At 70.2% G+C, this 16,953-nt stretch carries 13 protein-coding genes; all 13 read right to left on the minus strand.

The genetic code is table 11. The features are described from left to right. Positions 1-8: 8 nt before the first annotated feature. Positions 9-404 (minus strand): hypothetical protein, encoded by a 396-nt coding sequence (locus tag ML342_RS09660; protein WP_240126836.1) that lies wholly within the window; start codon positions 402-404, stop codon positions 9-11. Between the two features lie 285 nt (positions 405-689). Next, entirely contained in the window at positions 690-2,471 is a 1,782-nt protein-coding gene (gene lpdA, locus ML342_RS09665; RefSeq protein WP_240126837.1) for a dihydrolipoyl dehydrogenase, read from the minus strand. An 18-nt stretch (positions 2,472-2,489) separates the two neighbouring features. Next, a complete protein-coding gene (gene aceF, locus ML342_RS09670) occupies positions 2,490-3,893 on the minus strand; it encodes a dihydrolipoyllysine-residue acetyltransferase (protein ID WP_275672443.1) in 1,404 nt (467 codons plus the stop codon). A 137-nt stretch (positions 3,894-4,030) separates the two neighbouring features. Further along, on the minus strand, positions 4,031-4,471 hold the full coding sequence (locus ML342_RS09675) for a copper chaperone PCu(A)C (protein WP_240126839.1): 441 nt from the start codon (positions 4,469-4,471) through the stop codon (positions 4,031-4,033). Positions 4,472-4,550: 79 nt separating this feature from the next. Continuing rightward, positions 4,551-6,536 (minus strand): transketolase, encoded by a 1,986-nt coding sequence (gene tkt, locus ML342_RS09680; RefSeq protein ID WP_240126840.1) that lies wholly within the window; start codon positions 6,534-6,536, stop codon positions 4,551-4,553. Positions 6,537-6,623: 87 nt separating this feature from the next. Continuing rightward, complete coding sequence (locus ML342_RS09685) at positions 6,624-7,964, minus strand: dicarboxylate/amino acid:cation symporter (RefSeq protein WP_240126841.1); 1,341 nt, start codon at positions 7,962-7,964, stop codon at positions 6,624-6,626. A 42-nt stretch (positions 7,965-8,006) separates the two neighbouring features. Continuing rightward, the gene (locus ML342_RS09690; protein WP_240126842.1) at positions 8,007-9,653 is read right to left on the minus strand and encodes a BatD family protein; all 1,647 of its coding nucleotides are present in this window, start codon (positions 9,651-9,653) and stop codon (positions 8,007-8,009) included. Further along, complete coding sequence (locus ML342_RS09695) at positions 9,650-11,467, minus strand: VWA domain-containing protein (RefSeq protein ID WP_240126843.1); 1,818 nt, start codon at positions 11,465-11,467, stop codon at positions 9,650-9,652. Before ML342_RS09695 ends, ML342_RS09690 begins: the two co-directional genes overlap by 4 nt. Further along, positions 11,464-12,465, minus strand: a complete 1,002-nt coding sequence (locus ML342_RS09700) for a vWA domain-containing protein (protein ID WP_240126844.1) — start codon at positions 12,463-12,465, stop codon at positions 11,464-11,466. Before ML342_RS09700 ends, ML342_RS09695 begins: the two co-directional genes overlap by 4 nt. Continuing rightward, complete coding sequence (locus ML342_RS09705) at positions 12,462-12,920, minus strand: DUF4381 family protein (RefSeq protein WP_240126845.1); 459 nt, start codon at positions 12,918-12,920, stop codon at positions 12,462-12,464. The genes ML342_RS09700 and ML342_RS09705 overlap by 4 nt, the downstream gene beginning before the upstream one ends. Then, the gene (locus ML342_RS09710; protein WP_240126846.1) at positions 12,917-13,843 is read right to left on the minus strand and encodes a DUF58 domain-containing protein; all 927 of its coding nucleotides are present in this window, start codon (positions 13,841-13,843) and stop codon (positions 12,917-12,919) included. The genes ML342_RS09705 and ML342_RS09710 overlap by 4 nt, the downstream gene beginning before the upstream one ends. A 22-nt stretch (positions 13,844-13,865) precedes the next feature. Then, the gene (locus ML342_RS09715) at positions 13,866-14,867 is read right to left on the minus strand and encodes an AAA family ATPase (protein WP_240126847.1); all 1,002 of its coding nucleotides are present in this window, start codon (positions 14,865-14,867) and stop codon (positions 13,866-13,868) included. Between the two features lie 120 nt (positions 14,868-14,987). Continuing rightward, positions 14,988-16,949: a type IV pilus secretin PilQ gene (locus ML342_RS09720; protein WP_240126848.1), complete on the minus strand. Its 1,962-nt coding sequence runs from the start codon at positions 16,947-16,949 to the stop codon at positions 14,988-14,990. Between the last annotated feature and the right edge of the window lie 4 nt (positions 16,950-16,953).

Consider the following 16,953-nt stretch of genomic DNA (forward strand, 5'->3'; position numbering starts at 1 on the left):
TTCCAGGATCACGCGTTCGTCCTCGTCGTACTGCGCTTTGCCACGAATCTCATCGACACCAGAAACGCCGCCGCGGCCATCGCCGCCCCAGCCAGCACAGGCACCGGCGGCAGCTTCCAGACCGCCATCGCCAGGTACAACCCGACGACCACGATCAACCACTTGACCGCCGTCCCCAGCAGCAGGCGCGCGAGCGCGACGCCACCACTCGAGACACCCACTCCGAACGCTCCCCAGGCTGCCACCAGGCTTCCCAGCGCCAGCGTTCCACCTCCGGCCAGCGCCGCCAGGGCAGCGCGCGGCCCGAGGGTCATGCCGGCAGCGGCGGTCGCCAGCGCGGCGGCGACTTGGAAAGCCACCGCCCGCAGCGCCAGCCGCCAACCTGCCTTGGCGGAGTTCAGCACGCGGATGTTTCCCGAGCAGGACCAAACGGAGGGTTCGGCATGTCCGCAGGCCGCCGAAGCGCCCCGCGAAGCTGGAAAAGTCTAGCAGCCCGCCCCCGCCCCGGGCAACCGCCAAAGGCGGGCCCGCCGGCCGCGGCGCGGAGCGGGAACTTGGCCGGCCCGCGGCGGTCGCAGACGCCGCCGCCGATGCTTTCCTCGTCGATCGTCCTGTCGTTTTCGGCGGCCAGCGGATGCCCCGGCGCCTTCCCGGGCCGGGGCATTCGATCACGACCCCTGCTTACGCGACTATTTGCGCCTGGGCAGGTAAAGATCAGTGATGGTGCCGTCGTACACCTCGGCCGCCATCCCCACCGATTCGCTCAGGGTCGGGTGCGGATGGATGGTGTGGCCGATGTCCTCGACCTCGCAGCCCATCTCGATCGCCAGCGCGATCTCGGCGATCAGCTCGCCCGCGTGCGCGCCGACGATGCCGCCGCCGATCACGCGATGGGTGGCCTCGTCGAACACCAGCTTGGTGAAGCCTTCGGTGCGCCCCAGGCCGATCGCGCGGCCCGAGGCCGCCCACGGAAACTTGCCCACGCCGATCTTCAAGCCCTTGGCTTTGGCCTCGGCCTCGGTGACGCCGACCCAGGCGATTTCCGGATCGGTGTAGGCCACGCTCGGGATCACCCGCGCCACCCATTCCCTCTTCATGCCGGCGGCAACTTCGGCCGCGAGCTTGCCCTCGTGGGTGGCCTTGTGCGCCAGCATCGGCTGCCCGACCAGATCGCCGATGGCGAAGATGTGCGGCACGTTGGTGCGCATCTGCGCATCCACCGGGATCAGTCCGCGCTCGCCGACGCGCACCCCCGCCTTCTCGGCCCCCAGCTTGGCGCCATTGGCGCTGCGCCCAACCGCCACCAGCACGCGATCGAACAGCTTGACCTCGGGGATGGACTCGCCCTCGAACGTGCAGGCGATGCCGTTCTTCTGCGCCTTCGCCTCGACCACCCTGGTCTTGAGGTGGATGGCCACGCCCTGTTTTTTCAGGCGGTCGGCCAGCGGCTTGACCAAGTCGGCATCCGCGCCGGGGATCAGCTGCGGCATGAACTCGACCACCGTCACCTCCGCGCCCAGCGCACGATAGACGGTGGCCATTTCCAGCCCGATGATGCCGCCGCCGACCACCAGCAGCTTTTTCGGAATCTCAGCCAACTGCAGCGCATCGGTGGAATCCATGATGCGCGGATCGCCCCACGGGAAGCCCGCCAGCTTCACTGGCTGGCTGCCCGCGGCGATGATGCACTGACCGAAGCGCAGCCGCTGGACGCTGCCATCCGCGGCGGCAATCTCGAGCTCATTGGCGGAAACGAACTGCGCCGTACCCTGCACGGTGCGCACCTTGCGCTGCCTGGCCATGCCGGCCAGGCCCTGGGTGAGCTGACCGACCACCTTGTCCTTGTACGCGCGCAGCTTGTCGAGATGCAGCTTCGGTTTGCCGAACTCGACGCCGTAGTCGCTGGCGTGCGCGGCCTGGGCGATCACCTCGGCAGCGTGCAGCAGCGCCTTCGATGGGATGCAGCCGACGTTGAGGCAGACGCCGCCGAGCGTGGGGTAGCGTTCGACCAGCACGGTGTCGAGCCCGAGATCGGCGGCACGGAACGCGGCGGTATAGCCGCCGGGGCCGGCGCCGATCACCACCAGCGCGCATTCGATGTCGGCTTTGCGGCCGGAGGTGGCGGCCGTCTGCAGCAGGGGCGCCGCCTGCTCCGGCTTCGCAGCCGGGGCGGCGGCAGGCGCTGGCGCTGGGGCCACCACCGGCGCCGGCGCCTGCTGCGCATCGCCGCTCGCCGCGGTCTCGATGATCGCGATCACGCTGCCTTCCGACACCGTATCGCCCAGCTTCACCTTGAGCGCCTTGATGACGCCGTCGGCGGCCGCCGGCACCTCCATGGTCGCCTTGTCGGACTCCAGCGTGACCAGGCCCTGGTCCTTTTTCACCGTATCGCCGACCGCCACCAGCACTTCGATCACCGGGACATCGGCATGGCCGCCGATGTCGGGCACCTTGCTTTCGATCTCCGCCATCCGAGTTCTCCTCACGATTCAGAGCATGGCCCGACGCAGGTCGGCCAGCAGTTGCCCCAGGTAGCTGGTGAAGCGCGCCGCCGCGGCGCCGTCGATCACGCGGTGGTCGTAGCTGAGCGACAGCGGCAGCATGAGGCGCGGCTGGAACTGCTTGCCGTCCCACACCGGCTTGGTCTCCGACTTGGAGACGCCGAGGATGGCCACTTCCGGCGCGTTGATGATCGGCGTGAACGCGGTGCCGCCGATCCCGCCCAGCGAACTGATGGTGAACGTGCCGCCCTGCATCTGCTCGGGCTTGAGTTTGCCCTCACGCGCCAGCGCCGCCAGCTCGCCCATCTCGCGCGCGATCTCCAGCACGCCTTTCTGATCCGCATCGCGCAGCACCGGCACCACCAGCCCGTTCGGCGTATCAGCCGCGAACCCGATGTGGTAGTAGCGCTTGAGGACGAGATCATCCCCTTCCAATGATGCGTTGAAGGTCGGGAACTTCTTGAGCGCCGCCACGCAGGCCTTGATCAGAAAGGCCAGCAACGTGACCTTGCCGGCCTTGCCCGCGGCGATGGCCTTGGCGTTCTCCTCGTTGAGCGCCACCCGCAGCGCCTCCAGCTCGGTGATGTCGGCCATATCGTGCTGGGTGACGTGCGGGATCATCGCCCAGTTGCGCGCGAGGTTGGCGCCGGAAATCTTCTGAATGCGCGACAGCGGCCGGGTTTCGACCGGGCCGAACTTGGCGAAATCCACCTTCGGCCACGGGATCAGGTTCAGCCCGCCACCACCTGCCACCGCCGGCGCGGACGCAGGCGCGCCGCCACTGGCCAGCGCCGCCTTCACGAACGCCTGCACGTCTTCTTTCAGGATGCGGCCACCGCGTCCGCTGCCGGTCACGCGCCCAAGATCCACGCCCAACTCACGCGCGAACAGGCGCACCGCAGGACTCGCATACGGCACCTTCTCGGGCAGTATGGCCTCCGCCTCGAACCGCATCGGCGGGATGCCGGGCTGACCCGGCTCGGCCACCGGCGCCAACGCCGGCACCGGCGCGCCGCTCTCCACCGCGAGCGCAGGCGTTGGCACTGGCTTGGGCGGCTCCGGCACGGGCGCGGCCGGCGCCGCCGGCGCGGGCGCTTCTGTCGTGGCCTGGGCGATCTCGATCAGCGCCACCAGCGTGCCCTCGGAGACGGTATCGCCCAGTTTCACCTTCAACTCGCGCACCACCCCAGCGAACGGCGAGGGTACTTCCATCGTCGCCTTGTCCGACTCCAGCGTGACCAGCCCCTGGTCCTTGGCCACGGTATCGCCGGGCTGCACCAGCAACTCGATCACCGGCACGTCGGTATGCCCGCCGATGTCGGGCACGCGCGCTTCTCTCAGTTCGGCCATGTCGTCAGTCTCCGCCGCAGGGAAAGCGCTATGGGAGCACATCCCGCCATACCCAGCAAATCGAACAGCGCGAAAGCTTCAGTTTTACCCGGATTTTTCATTCGAGCGCACGATGATGCGCCGAAAAACGCCTCATCCCGCGCGCAAGAGGCATTTCACCCCCGGCAAAACCCGCCCGCTCAGCGCGCCCCCAAGGCACGCACCTGGAAACTCACCGGAACCGCACCAGCGCGCTCGAACACCAGCGTAGCCGGCACCTGCATCCCCGGCATCAGCGCCTGCCGCGGCTGGATGAACATCAGGTGATAACTGCCGGGCTTGAGCTCCACCTGCCCGTGCGCCGGCACGGTCAGGCCGTCCGGCAGGGCACGCATGCGCATCACTCCGCCGTCGGCGAAGGTTTCGTGCAGTTCCACCCGCGCCGCCTCGGGGCTTTCCACCCGCAGCAGGCGGTCGGCCTGATCGCCGGGATTGACCAGGATGGCGAACCCGCCGGCCACGCGCGCGCCCGGCGGAGTGGCGCGCATCCACGGGGCCTGCACCTGCACTCCGACCGGACCGGCGGCCAGCGCCGGCAGGCTCAGCCACAGGGCCAACAGCGCGGTCATGATCACTCGCATCGCATCGCTCCTCACATTTGACGTTGCCATGAGTCAAGCATCGCGCGGGCGTGAGCGGCTCACGCTGAACCCGACCCGGTCACAGCGCGCGCGCCGCCGCGACGATGTGCTCGACGGTGATGCCGAAGTGCGGGAACAAGGCCTCCGCCGGGGCGCTGGCGCCGAAGCTGTCGATGCCCACCACCGCGCCGTCCAGGCCCACGTACTGGCGCCAGAATCCGGTGATGCCGGCTTCCACCGCCACCCGCCTGCGGCAGGCCTTGGGCAACACCGATTCGCGGTAGGCCGCGTCCTGGCGCTCGAACACGGTGGTCGAGGGCATCGACACCACGCGCACGTGGTCGCCCAGCTGCTGCGCGGCCTGCATCGCCAGCCCGACCTCGCTGCCGGTGGCGATGAGGATGAGCTCCGGCGCGCCCACGCTGTCCTTCAGCACGTAGCCGCCGCGCGCGATCGCGGCCAGCTGCGCCTCGCTGCGCGTCTGGTGTGGCAGGATCTGACGGCTGAATACCAGGCAGGACGGACCGTCGGTGCGGGCAATCGCCATTTTCCAGGCCACCGCCGATTCCACCGCATCGCACGGACGCCAGACGTCGTTGTTCGGGATCTGGCGCAGCGAAGCCAGGTGCTCCACCGGCTGATGGGTGGGGCCATCCTCGCCCAGACCGATCGAGTCGTGGGTATAGACGTGGATCGCGCGGACCCCCATCAATGCGCTCATACGCACTGCGTTGCGGGCGTAATCGGAAAACACCAGGAAGGTGGCATCGAATGGAATGAACCCGCCGTGCAGGGCCAGGCCGTTGCTGATCGCGCTCATGCCAAACTCGCGCACGCCGTAATAGACATAGCGGGCGTCGGGATCCATGCGGGTCACTGATTGGCAGCCCTTCCAGAGCGTCAGATTGGAATGGGCCAGATCCGCCGAGCCGCCGACCAGCTCCGGCAGCAACGGCGCGAAGGCTTCGATCGCGTTCTGCGAAGCCTTGCGGCTGGCGATGGAAGGCCCCTCCTGTGCGGTGCGGGCGATGAAGGCATCGGCCGCGGCGGCGAACCCGGCCGGTAGCGCGCCGGACAGGCGGCGCTCGAACTCGGCCGCCGCCTCCGGATACGCGGCCTTGTAGGCGGCGAAACGGGCGTTCCAGTCGGCTTCGGCGGCGGCGCGGTCGCGCCGCCGCCAGCCGGCATAGATCTCGGCCGGGATCTCGAACGGCGCGTGCGGCCAGCCCAGCGCCTGGCGGGTGGCGGCGACCTCGTCCTTGCCCAGCGGCGCGCCGTGGCTGGACTCCTTGCCGGCCTTGTTCGGCGAACCAAAGCCGATCGTGGTGCGGCAGCAGATCAGGGTCGGCCTGCCCTCGGACTTCAGCGCGGTCTCGATGGCGGTCTTGATCTCCACCGGGTCGTGCCCGTCCACTCCGCGGATCACGTTCCAGCCGTAGGCCTCGAAACGCTTCGGGGTGTCGTCGGTGAACCAGCCGACGGTGTCGCCATCGATGCTGATGTGGTTGTCGTCCCAGAACGCGATCAGCTTGTGCAGGCCCCAGGTGCCGGCCAGCGAGGCGGCCTCATGCGAGATGCCTTCCATCAGGCAGCCGTCGCCCAGGAACACCCAGGTGCGATGATCGACGATGGTATGCCCATCGCGGTTGTAGCGCTGCGCCAGCAGCTTTTCCGCCAGCGCGAAGCCGACCGCATTGGCCAGACCCTGCCCCAGCGGGCCGGTGGTGGTCTCCACCCCCGGGGTGACATGGTTCTCCGGATGCCCCGGAGTGCGGCTGCCCAGCTGGCGGAAGCGCTTGAGTTCCTCGATCGGCAGGTCGAAGCCGGCCAGATGCAGCAGCGCATACTGCAGCATCGAGCCGTGCCCGTTGGACAATACGAAGCGATCGCGATCCACCCAGCCGGGATTGGCCGGGTTCACTTTCAGATAGTCATTCCACAACACCTCGGCAATGTCGGCCATGCCCATCGGCATGCCCGGGTGGCCGGAGTTGGCGGCCTGCACTGCGTCGATGGCGAGGAAACGGATGGCGTTGGCGAGATCGCGGCGGCTGGGCGTCGTCATGGCGGAAGGCGAATCGTAGGGAATGCCTATTGTCCCATCCCGGACGGGGCGCTGTCGCGCGGCGGGCCCGCCAGCGCCGTGCAGGCCTCAGCGCACGATGTCGTCCAGCTTCTCCGCCGCGGAATCGCCCAGCTCGCTCTCACCGCTGCGATTGGCCACCACCACCGCCATCGCCAGATCGCCGGTCACGTTCAGCGAGGTGCGACACATGTCGAGGAACGTGTTCACGCCCAGGATGATGCCGATACCCTCGGGCTTGAGGCCCACGATGCCGCAGATCATCGCGATCACCGGCAGCGAGCCGGACGGGATGCTAGCAGTGCCGATGCCGCCGAGGATGCACAGCACCAGCACCAGCGCCTGCTCGCCCAGCGGCAGGTGCATGCCATAGACCTGCGCCAGGAACAGGATGGTGATGCCCTCGAACAACGCCGAGCCGTGATGGCTGGCCGAGGCGCCCACGGTCAGCACGAAGCGGCTGATCTTGCGCGGCAGCTTCAGGTTCTCCTCGGCCACGCGCAGCGTCACCGGCAGCGTGGCCGCCGAGGACGCGGTGGCGAACGCGGTCAGCGAGGCTTCCTGGGAGCCGCGGAAGAACTCGCGGATGCCCATCCCGCCCATGAACTTCACCCACAGCGGCAGCACCACGAACCCGTGGATGGCCAGCGCCAGCACCACCGTGACCACGAACCAGCCTAGCCCGACCAGCACATCCCAGCCCAGCTGCGCGCACAGGATGAACATGAAGCAGGCCACCGCATAGGGCGCGAGCTTCACGAACATCCCGATCAGGTGCATGCACACCTCGAACAGCCCATGCAGGGTGTTCTTGAACGCCTGGGTGCCGGGAGTGGGCCGCATCACCAGGCCGATGCCGAACATCAGCGCGAAGAACACGATGCCCAGCTTCTTGCTGTCGTCGCCCATGGCGCCGACGATGTTGTGCGGGACGATGTCGACGATGATGTCGACGATGTGCAGCTCGCGGCCCTTCTCGACGATGGCGCCGGTCTTCGCCGCGTTGCTGCTCAGTGCCTGCTCCACCAGCGCCGGGTCCATGTGCGTCCCCGGCTGCAGCAGGTTGGCCATCACCAGCCCGATCAGCACCGCGATCCCGGTGACCACCGCGGTATAGACCAGCGTGCGCCAGCCCAGCCGGCCCAGGCTGGCGACATCGCCCAGCTCGGCCACGCCCAGCACCAGCGCCGAGAAGATCAGCGGCACCACCATCATGAACAGCAGGTTGAGGAAGATCGTGCCGAACGGGCGCGCAGCGTACTGGATCACGTCGCTCACCCAGCCGGCGCCGGGCGCGACCACGTGCACCGCCAGCCCCAGCAGGGTGCCGAGCAGGAAGCCGATGCCGACTTTCAGATGCAACGGCAGGCCCTTGGCAGACGCGACGGGCGTGGAATCGGTCGTGTGCATGGGAAGCTCACAAAAAGGCAGAGCCTGCAGCTTAGCAAAGCCTCAGCGTGGCTCCGGGTAGAGCGGCGGCAACGCATCATCTGCCGTCGCCCGCGCCGCCGCGCGCCAGCGCGGACCTTTGGCGAAGGCCTGGCGCAGGGCCTGTAGCGCGGCCTCCGGCGCGCCACCGCCCCAGCGCGCGGCCTGCAGGGCGCGCACGGCCCGCACCTGCTCCGGACTCTCCAGACGCGCGCAGACTGCGTCCAGATCCTCACCCGCCGCCCCAACTTCTGCGGACAGGGCGCGCGCGATCGCCGCCAGATCGCCGCTGGCGAGCGCCGCCGGCAGCTCCGGCGCGGCTGGACGCGGCGCGGAAACCTGCGCAGCGGGACTCGGCCTGCGCAGCCGCCAACCGGCCAGGCCGATCGCCAGCAGCGCCAGCGTCAGCACTCCCAGCCACAGCCAGAACGTTCGCTCCTCCCGGGCCCCCGCCACAGCCGGCGCCGCAGGCAGCGGCCGCGCTATCGCTGGCGCCGGCGCGGGCGCAGCAGCGGCAGGCGCCGGTGCGCCCGTGCTGGCCAGCCCCGGCGCCACCTGCAGCGATAGCGGCGGCAATGCCGTCACCCGCCGCAGGCCATGCTCGGCATCCCACCACGCCACCCGCGGCCCCGGCAGCGACAGCGCGCCCGGCTGCTGCGGCACCAGCGCAAACACCTGGCGCACGCTGACCCGCGGCCGTCCATCGACGAAACGCTCCTGCACCTGCGCCGGCTCCGGGAACACCTGCACCCCCGGCGTGGCCGGCCAGGCGAGCGCCGGCGCCTGCGCGGCGGTGGCGCCATCCGCCTCCAGTTCCACCTCGACATTCGTCGCCGCGCCGGCGAAGGCCTGGGTCGGCGCGCGCAGGTAGCGCAGCTGCAGCGCATGCAGCGGCAGCCACGGCGAGGGTGCATCCGCCGGGATTGGCCGCACTTGCAGCAGCCGCGCCGGGGCCGCGGCGGCCACCGGCGTGCGGTCGTCCTCGAACAGCGGGCCGGTGAATCCGGCGCCACGGATCGCGTTCAGGCGCGCGCCGGGCAGCAGCAGCGGGCCGCTGCGCTCCGGCACCAACAGGTAGCGCCGCTCCAGCACCTGGTAGCGGCGGCCACCGAGCATGCGCTGATAGCTGATGTCCTCGCCCACCCGCTGCAGGCTGGCGCCAGCCGGCGGCTCCAGATCGAGCTGGCCGGACAGCAGCGGGATGGCGTAGTTCAGCCGCACGGTGACGCCCACGGTCTGCTGCACGTAGGGATGCTCGGTATCGACCGTGGTTTCCACGAACACGTCCGAGTCCGGCGTGGCCGGCTGCACGGTGGGCGCGCGCACCACCAGCCGCAGCGGCGCGGTGCTGGCCTGGCCCACCCGCAGCGCCGGCACCGTCCAGGTGCCCGCGCCGCGCGGCCGCAGCCCCACCGAAAAAATGGTCTGGCGGCGGGTCTGCCCGTTCACCCATTCGAACTGGCGGCGCACGCTCTGTCCCCCCAGTTCGAACTGTGCGCGCAGCGGGGCATCGTCGATCTGGTCCACGGCCTGGTCGGTGGCGATGTTCAGCACCACCGTCTCGCCCAGGCTGATCTCATCGCGATCCAGCCAGGCGCGGGTCTGCGCCGCGGCCGGCAGCGCGACCCACGCCAGCAGCGCCAGCAGGCCAATGGCGAAGCGCCGGATCACGGCCCGCCCGCCTCGGCCCGGTGCCGGGCCTCCAGCTGCAGGCGCGCGCGCAGCAGCGCGCCCGGGTCGTCCGGCACCCGCTGCAGCCACGCCTGATTGGCCAGGCGGCGCTCGCGTTCTTCGGCAGTCTCCGCACGCGGCGCCGGCGCACCCTGCACCGGCGCGGCCCCGGCCGGGCGGCCCTGCAGCGCCTGCTGCATGCGCGACCGCAGCGCGGCATCGGCCCGCGCTTGCGCACGCGCCTGTTCTGGCGATGGCTGCGATGGCGACGGCCGAGCATCATCCGGTGGCCTGCCGGCTGCTGTCTGCGCTCCGGGGCGGTTCCGTGCAGACGGCGACGGAGGCACGCCGCCCCTGCCCGCCGCGTCCGTGCGGCTCTCGTCCCCTCCTTTTTTCGCAGCCTGCCCGGGCGGCGGCTGGCCGCTGCCGGCGCGCGGCGGCGCGGCGTTGCCGGACGAAGACGAGGCAGAAGGAGGCGGCGACGTCCGCTGTCGGGCCTCCTCCACCCGCTTGCGGTTGTAGATCGCATCCGGCATGCCGGGGCGCAGGCGCAGCGCGCGGTCGTACGCGGCGATCGCCTCGTCGTAGCGCCCCGCCTGGGCCAGCGCGTTGCCGAGGTCGTACTGGCTGTCGGCATCGGGCAGGCCCGAGAAATGCGCGATGGCGGCGGCGTAGTCGCCGCGCCGGTAGGCCGCCACCCCCTGCAGCCGGCGCGCATATGCCACCTGATCGGCGCGTTGCCATAGGGTGCCGCGTGGGGCCTGCGCGGCGACAGGCGGCGGCAACGCGGCCTGCGCCGTGGCCGGAGGCGCGGATCCAACGGCGGCCACCACCAGCAGCAGGGCGAGCACCCCGCGCCGGAACAGCGGCAGCACGCACAGCAGCACCAGCGGCAGCAGCCAGTAGCCATCGTCGCGCCAGATCTGCGCCGCCTGCCCCGATGCCAGGCCTTCGGCCGACCGCGGCTGCAGCACGCCCAGCGCGCGCAGGTCGGTATCGTCCGCGGTGATCGCCTGGTAGCGGCCACCGCCGGCCGCGGCCAGCGCCTGCAGCGAAGCCGCATCCAGCCGCGCCTGCGCGAGCCCGCCCGTCCCCGCAAAGACGCCGCCCTGCGCGCGGCCCACGCCCAGCGCGGAGACGGCATAGCCGGCCGCATGCGCCTGCGCGGCGGCCGCCAGCGCGGCGGCGTCGGCATGGTCGGTGAGCAGGAGGATATCGCCGTAGGCGAAGCCGGCCTGCTGCAGCAGCCGCTGCGACCAAGCGATCGCGCGCGCGGGCTGCTGGCCGTCGGCAGGCATCACGTCCGGGGACAGCGCATCGAGGAACAGGGCGACGTTTGCGGCGTCGTCGGTCAGCGGCGCCACCGTGTAGGCATCCTGCGCGAACACCACCAGCGCGACCTCGCCGCCGCTGCGCTCGCGCAGCAGTGTGGCCAGCTTGGCCCGCGCCTGCACCAGCCGGCTCGGCGGCAGGTCGCGCGCCAGCATCGCCGACGACAAGTCGAGCGCCACCACCAGCGGCTGCCGGCTCTGCCACAGCGGCTGCGCGCGCTTGCCGGTACTCGGCCCGGCCAGCGCCAGCAGCGCCAGGGCCAGCCCCAGCAACCCCAGCCACTCTGCCCAAGCGCGGCGCGCGCCGGTGGCACCTTCCAGCAGATGCGGCAGCAGATGCGGATCCACCGCCTCCTGCCAGGCATCACCACGGCGCTCGGCGCGACGCAGCCAGACCGCCAGCACCGGCAGCACCACCAGCCCCAACAGCCACCACGGGCGCAGGACATGCAGCGTGCCCAGCAAGGTCAGCGGCGCGTTCATCCCCGCCTCCGCGCCCAGAACACCGCCAGCAGCCCCACCCCCAGCGCCGCCGCCAGCGGCAGGGGATAGCGCTCGATCCGCGGCCGCACCGCCTGCCCGGCCTGCGCAACCGGCTCCAGGCGATCGATCTGCGCATAGATGCCAGCCAACTCGTCGGTGGCGCGCGCGCGGAAGAAGTGGCCGCCGGTCAACCGCGCGATGCGCGCCAACCCGGCTTCGTCCACGTCATCTCCCGCACCCAAGGGCAGCCGGATGCCGAATACCGAGAGCGTATCGCCATCCCCGCCGAAGGCAATGGTGTGGATGCGCACCCCGGCATCACGCGCGATCCGCGCCGCCTTTTCGGGCTCCAGCACCCCGGCGGTATTGACCCCGTCGGTGAGCACGATCAGCACGCGCTCCGCTGCCGGGACCTGCTGCAGCCGTTTGACCGCCAACGCGATCGCGTCGCCCAGCGCGGTGCCGCGCCCGGCCAAGCCCAGCACCGCATCGCCCAGCTGCTGGCGCACGCTGGCCAGATCCGCCGTCAGCGGTGCCAGCACATAGGCGCGATCTCCGAACACGATCAAGCCGACCCGGTCTCCGCTGCGGCGATGCAGAAAATCCGCGAGCACCGCGCGCGCCGCGGTCAGACGATCCACCTGCTGCCCGCCCAGCTGCATATCCTGCTCGCCCATGCTGCCGGACAGATCCAGCGCCACCATCATGCCGCGCGCACGCTGTGGCGGCAGCACCGGCGGCCCCCATTGCTGTGGGCGCGCCGCGGCCACGCACAGCAGGACCCACGCCAGCCACGCCAGCCAGAGCGCGGCACGGGCGGACCTGACTGCCGAAACGCCGGCGGCGATCCGACCCAGGCGCGCGCCCCACGGCACCCGCAGCGCCGCGCCGGTCGCCGCACGCGGTGGCCACAGCAGGCGCGCCAACAGCGGCAGCGGCGCGGCCAGCAGCAGCCACGGCCAGGCGAACGTCAAATCCGACAGCCCGCCTTCGCTCATGTCGCCGTCATCCACTGCACGAAGCGACGCCGCGCCAGACTCCGCAGCGCCTCCAGCGCAGCCGGATCGATCTCCCGCCGGTACATGCCTTCGAGCAGCAGCTCTCCCGGCCCTGCGGCGAACGCCGGCACCTTCCAGCCGGAGTCCAGCAAGCGCAGCCAGTCCTCACCCTGCAAGCGATCGGCCTGGGGATCGATCCGGCGCGCTGCGCGCCGCAGCAACGCCGAAATCTCCGCCACCTGGGCGGCGGCGGTCGGGGCCTGCCGCAGCGTCTGCTCGAAATATGCCCGCCAGTGACGCTCTTTCCGGGCGCGCCATCCGCGCCACGCCGCGAGCACGAGCAGCACCAGCAGCGTCCCGCCGAGCAGCCACCACCAGCCAGGTGCCGGCGGCCACCACGGCGGCGCCAGCCCGGGATGCACATCGCGCAGCGGCAGTGGCGTCTGCGGACTCATCGCCACCTCCGCTGCCTGGGCGCATCCAGCAGCGGCAGCCACGCATCGCTGGGCGCATCGCCCGCGAGCGCCAGCGCGCGCACGCCAGCGCCCTGCAGCTGCGCTTGCGCCTGCGCCAGCGGCTGCGCGAAGGCATCCTGCCAGCGTCGGCGCACCTCCTTGTCATCGAACGCCAGCGTCAGGCGCCGATCGCGCGCCGGAGCGAACGTCAGCGTGCGTGCCGGCGGTGATTGCTCCAGCGGATCAGTCAACAGCAGCACGAGGGATTCGAACTGCGCAAGCGCCGTCCACAGCGACGGCGGCACCGCAAGCACGCTGGCCGGCTCTGCCAGCACCAGCACGCGCGCGCCGGGCCGCAGCAGCCGGCGCGCATGCTCCAGCGCCGCCGCCAGCCCGGCATCGTCCTGCGGCGACCGCGCGTACCAGCGCACCAGGGCATCCAGCACGCGCAGCACGCCGCGCATGCCTGCCGCCGGCGGCACCGGCCCCTCCTGCAGACTCCCACGCAGGGCCGCCACGCGATCGCCGTCGCGCAGCGCCAGCCATGCCATCAGCGCCCCCGCGCGTGCCGCCTGCACCGACTTGAAGCGCACCCGCGTGCCGAAATACAGCAGCGGCGAGGTATCCGCCACCAGCAAGGTGAGGCGCTCGCGCTCGGCCTGGAACAGCTTGGTATGCGCCTTTCCGCTGCGCGCGGTGAGTCGCCAGTCGATATGGCGGGCATCGTCGCCGGGGCTGTATTCGCGCGATTCGGCATATTCCATTCCGCGCCCGCGCAGGGTGGACAGGGCGTGCCCCTGCACGCCATGCGCCCCGCGCCGCGACGGCCGTCGGCCCTGCACCCGCGCGCGCAGGGCCAGCAGTTCGGGCAACCGTGGGGCGATGCCTGTTTCGCCCTCTGTCGCCTGAGCGCTCCTGTGCATGGTCGCGCGTGCCTCCATCGGCTTACGGCAGCGGCACCCGCTGCAGCAGTTCCTCCACCAGCCGCGCGCCGTCCCAGCCTTCCGCGGTGGCCTCGAAACTGGGCAGCACCCGGTGCCGCAGCACGTCGGGCGCGACCGCGCGCACGTCCTCGGGGGTGACGAAATCGCGCCCGGCCAGCCAGGCGCGCGCGCGCGCGCAGCGCTCCAGCGCGATCGAGCCGCGCGGACTCGCGCCCCAGGCGATCCGGCGCGCCAGCGCGGAGTCGTAGCGGCCGGGATCGCGCGAGGCCAGCACCAACTCAACCAGATAACGCTCCAGCGCAGGTGCCAGATGCAGATCGAGCACCGCCTCGCGCGCCGCGAATACTTCCTGCTGCGTGATGCGCGATGCCAGCGCCGGCGAAACCGCCGCGCCCTGCAGGGCGCCACGCGCGCGCTGGCGCGCCAGGCGCAGGATCTCGGTTTCGGTCGCCGCCTGTGGATAGCCGATCCGCACGTACATCAAGAAGCGGTCGAGTTGGGCTTCCGGCAGCGGAAACGTCCCCTCCTGCTCGATCGGGTTTTGGGTGGCCATGACCAAAAACAGCGGCGGCAGCGGGTACGTGTGCCGGCCCACGGTCACCTGACGCTCGCCCATCGCCTCCAGCAGCGCCGACTGCACCTTGGCCGGGGCGCGGTTGATCTCATCCGCCAACAGCAGGGAATGGAAGATCGGCCCTGGCTGGAACTCGAACTTTCCGTCCTGCGGGTGCCAGACCTCGGTTCCGGTGAGATCGGCCGGTAGCAGATCAGGGGTGAACTGCACGCGCGCGAAATCCGCTTCCAAGTGCGCCGCCAGCGCCCGGATCGCGGTGGTCTTGGCCAGCCCTGGCGCGCCTTCCACCAGCAGATGGCCATCCGCCAGCAGCGCGATCAGCAGGCGTTCGACCAGGGCGGCCTGGCCGATGATGTCCTGCTGCAAGGCCTGCTGCAGCTGCAGAAACCGGGCATGCAGGGACGACGAGGGCGCGTGTGCGGTATCCATAGGCGGGGCGTGTGTGGGTGGCGATTGGACCACGCGATGCGGCAAAGGTTCATCCATGCGACTGCCGCACAAACGAAAACGGGAGCCGCAGGGCTCCCGTTTTCCGATATCGCCAGCGTCTCAGCGCTGGGCGACGCGCATGACCTTCGGGGTGACGAAGATCAACAGCTCCGCCTTGGTCTTGGAACGGCTCTTGTTCTTGAACAGGTTGCCGACGATCGGGATATCCCCAAGGAATGGCACCTTGGAGATATCGGTGGAGTCGTTGAACTCGTACACGCCACCGATCACCACGGTCTGCCCGTCGTCCACCAGCACGGCGGTGTTGACCTCGCGGCGGGCGATCTGCGGCACTCGGCCGTAGTTGCCCAGGTCGATGAAGCCGTCCAGCTCGTCCTTCTTCACGCCCATGTTGAGGAACACACGGCCATCGTTGGTGATGGTCGGGGTGACCTTCAGCTCCAGCAGCGCTTCCTTGAACTGCACGGTCGGGACGTTGCCGCCCTGGCCACCGGACACGGTCAGGTAACCGACTTCCTTACCCTGCCGGATGGTGGCTTCCTTCTGGTTGCTGGTCACCACGCGCGGGTTGGAGATCACCTCGGCGCGGCCCTGCTCCTGGATCGCCGACAGCTCCACGTCCAGCGCATAACCGGCGTTGAGGATCGACAGGGCAAGCGAGCCACCCGGGTTCTGCAACACGGCCGGCATGTTCCAGTTGAGGCCACGGGTGATGGTGGGCACCGCCGGCGGGCTGGGCGGCGGCGTGGTGCTGTTGGCCAGCGCGGCGTTGATGATCGCGTTCTGGTTGGCGATGTTGTTGGCGACGCTGCTGCTATAGAAGATCTTGTTGTTGTTGCCGGTGCCGGTGATACCGAACTTGGCGCCCAACTCACGCGCCACGTTCTCGTTGGCGATCACGATGCGGGCCTCGATCACCACCTGATCGACCGGTTTGTCCAGCTCCTGCACCAGCTTCTTGATGTTCGCCACCCGCTGTGGAATATCGATCACCAGCAGGGTGTTGGTGCGCTTGTCGAAGCTGATGCTGCCGCGACCGGACAGGAAGCCGCGGTCGAGCGCGCCTTGCCCCTGCTGGACGCCCTGCTGGTTGCCCTTGCTCTCCTCGGTGAGCAGACGGGCGATGTCCTCGGCATTGGCGTAGTTGACCGGGATGTATTCGGTGACTTTCTCGGCACGCTCCTCGAGGCTGATGCGGGCGTCTTCCTTGGCCTGCTCGAAGTCCGCGATCTCCTTCTGCGGCGCCACCCACACCACGTTGCCATTGCGGCGCTTGTCCAAGGATTTGGCCTGCAGCACGAGATCCAGCGCTTGATCCCAAGGCACGTTCACCAGGCGCAGGGTGACATTGCCCTGCACGGTATCGGCCGCGACGATGTTGAGGTTGGACTCTTCGGCGATCAGTTGCAGGACGGTGCGCACCGGTACGTCCTGGAAGTTGAAGGTGACCGGCTTGCCGCTGTAGCGCACGCCCGTGGTGCTGCTGGCGGCATCCCCGCTGCTGACCGCGCCCATCGCCTTGCCGGCGCCGGCCGTGGCGGCGGCAACCGGATTCGCGCGCGGCACGATCTCGACGATGTACTCATTGCCGCTCTGATAGGCCATCGACTCGAACAGGCCCTTGGTGCCCAGTACCAGCTGCGCCCCGCTGCTGGTGGCATGCGCCTCGACCCGTTGCACCGGGGTGGCGAAGTCCACCACATCGATCGGACGCTGCAGCGAGGCCGGCAGCAGGGCGTTGCCGATATCGATCACCACGTTGGAGCCCGTGGTGCGCAGGTCGGGAGCGGCACCATTGCCGGAGAAGCGCAGGATCAGCTTGCCGGAGCCGCCATCGCCACGCTTGAAATCGATCGCGGACACGGTGACGGCGTCTGGCGCGCGCTTGGCCGGGTCGGCCATGCCACCGGTCGCGGTCTGACCGATGCCGGCCGCACGCACCGGCGACGAGGCGGTGCCTGCGCCGACCGCGGCCAGACCGAGCGCAACGGCAACGGCAAGGGCCCTCGTGGGCAGGTGGCGCCGGACAGGCTGCATTTGCTTGGCGTTGGTGAAAGTCATCTGT

This window comes from Thermomonas alba, assembly GCF_022419205.1.
GTDB classification, from domain to species: Bacteria; Pseudomonadota; Gammaproteobacteria; order Xanthomonadales; family Xanthomonadaceae; genus Thermomonas; species Thermomonas alba.

Coding starts and splice junctions, on each gene's coding strand:
- lpdA (WP_240126837.1), bottom strand. CDS start 2,471: ATGGCGGAGATCGAAAGCAAGGTGCCCGACATCGGCGGCCATGCCGAT.
- aceF (WP_275672443.1), bottom strand. CDS start 3,893: ATGTGCTCCCATAGCGCTTTCCCTGCGGCGGAGACTGACGACATGGCC.
- ML342_RS09675 (WP_240126839.1), bottom strand. CDS start 4,471: ATGCGAGTGATCATGACCGCGCTGTTGGCCCTGTGGCTGAGCCTGCCG.
- tkt (WP_240126840.1), bottom strand. CDS start 6,536: ATGACGACGCCCAGCCGCCGCGATCTCGCCAACGCCATCCGTTTCCTC.
- ML342_RS09685 (WP_240126841.1), bottom strand. CDS start 7,964: ATGCACACGACCGATTCCACGCCCGTCGCGTCTGCCAAGGGCCTGCCG.
- ML342_RS09695 (WP_240126843.1), bottom strand. CDS start 11,467: ATGAACGCGCCGCTGACCTTGCTGGGCACGCTGCATGTCCTGCGCCCG.
- ML342_RS09700 (WP_240126844.1), bottom strand. CDS start 12,465: ATGAGCGAAGGCGGGCTGTCGGATTTGACGTTCGCCTGGCCGTGGCTG.
- ML342_RS09705 (WP_240126845.1), bottom strand. CDS start 12,920: ATGAGTCCGCAGACGCCACTGCCGCTGCGCGATGTGCATCCCGGGCTG.
- ML342_RS09710 (WP_240126846.1), bottom strand. CDS start 13,843: ATGCACAGGAGCGCTCAGGCGACAGAGGGCGAAACAGGCATCGCCCCA.
- ML342_RS09715 (WP_240126847.1), bottom strand. CDS start 14,867: ATGGATACCGCACACGCGCCCTCGTCGTCCCTGCATGCCCGGTTTCTG.
- ML342_RS09720 (WP_240126848.1), bottom strand. CDS start 16,949: ATGACTTTCACCAACGCCAAGCAAATGCAGCCTGTCCGGCGCCACCTG.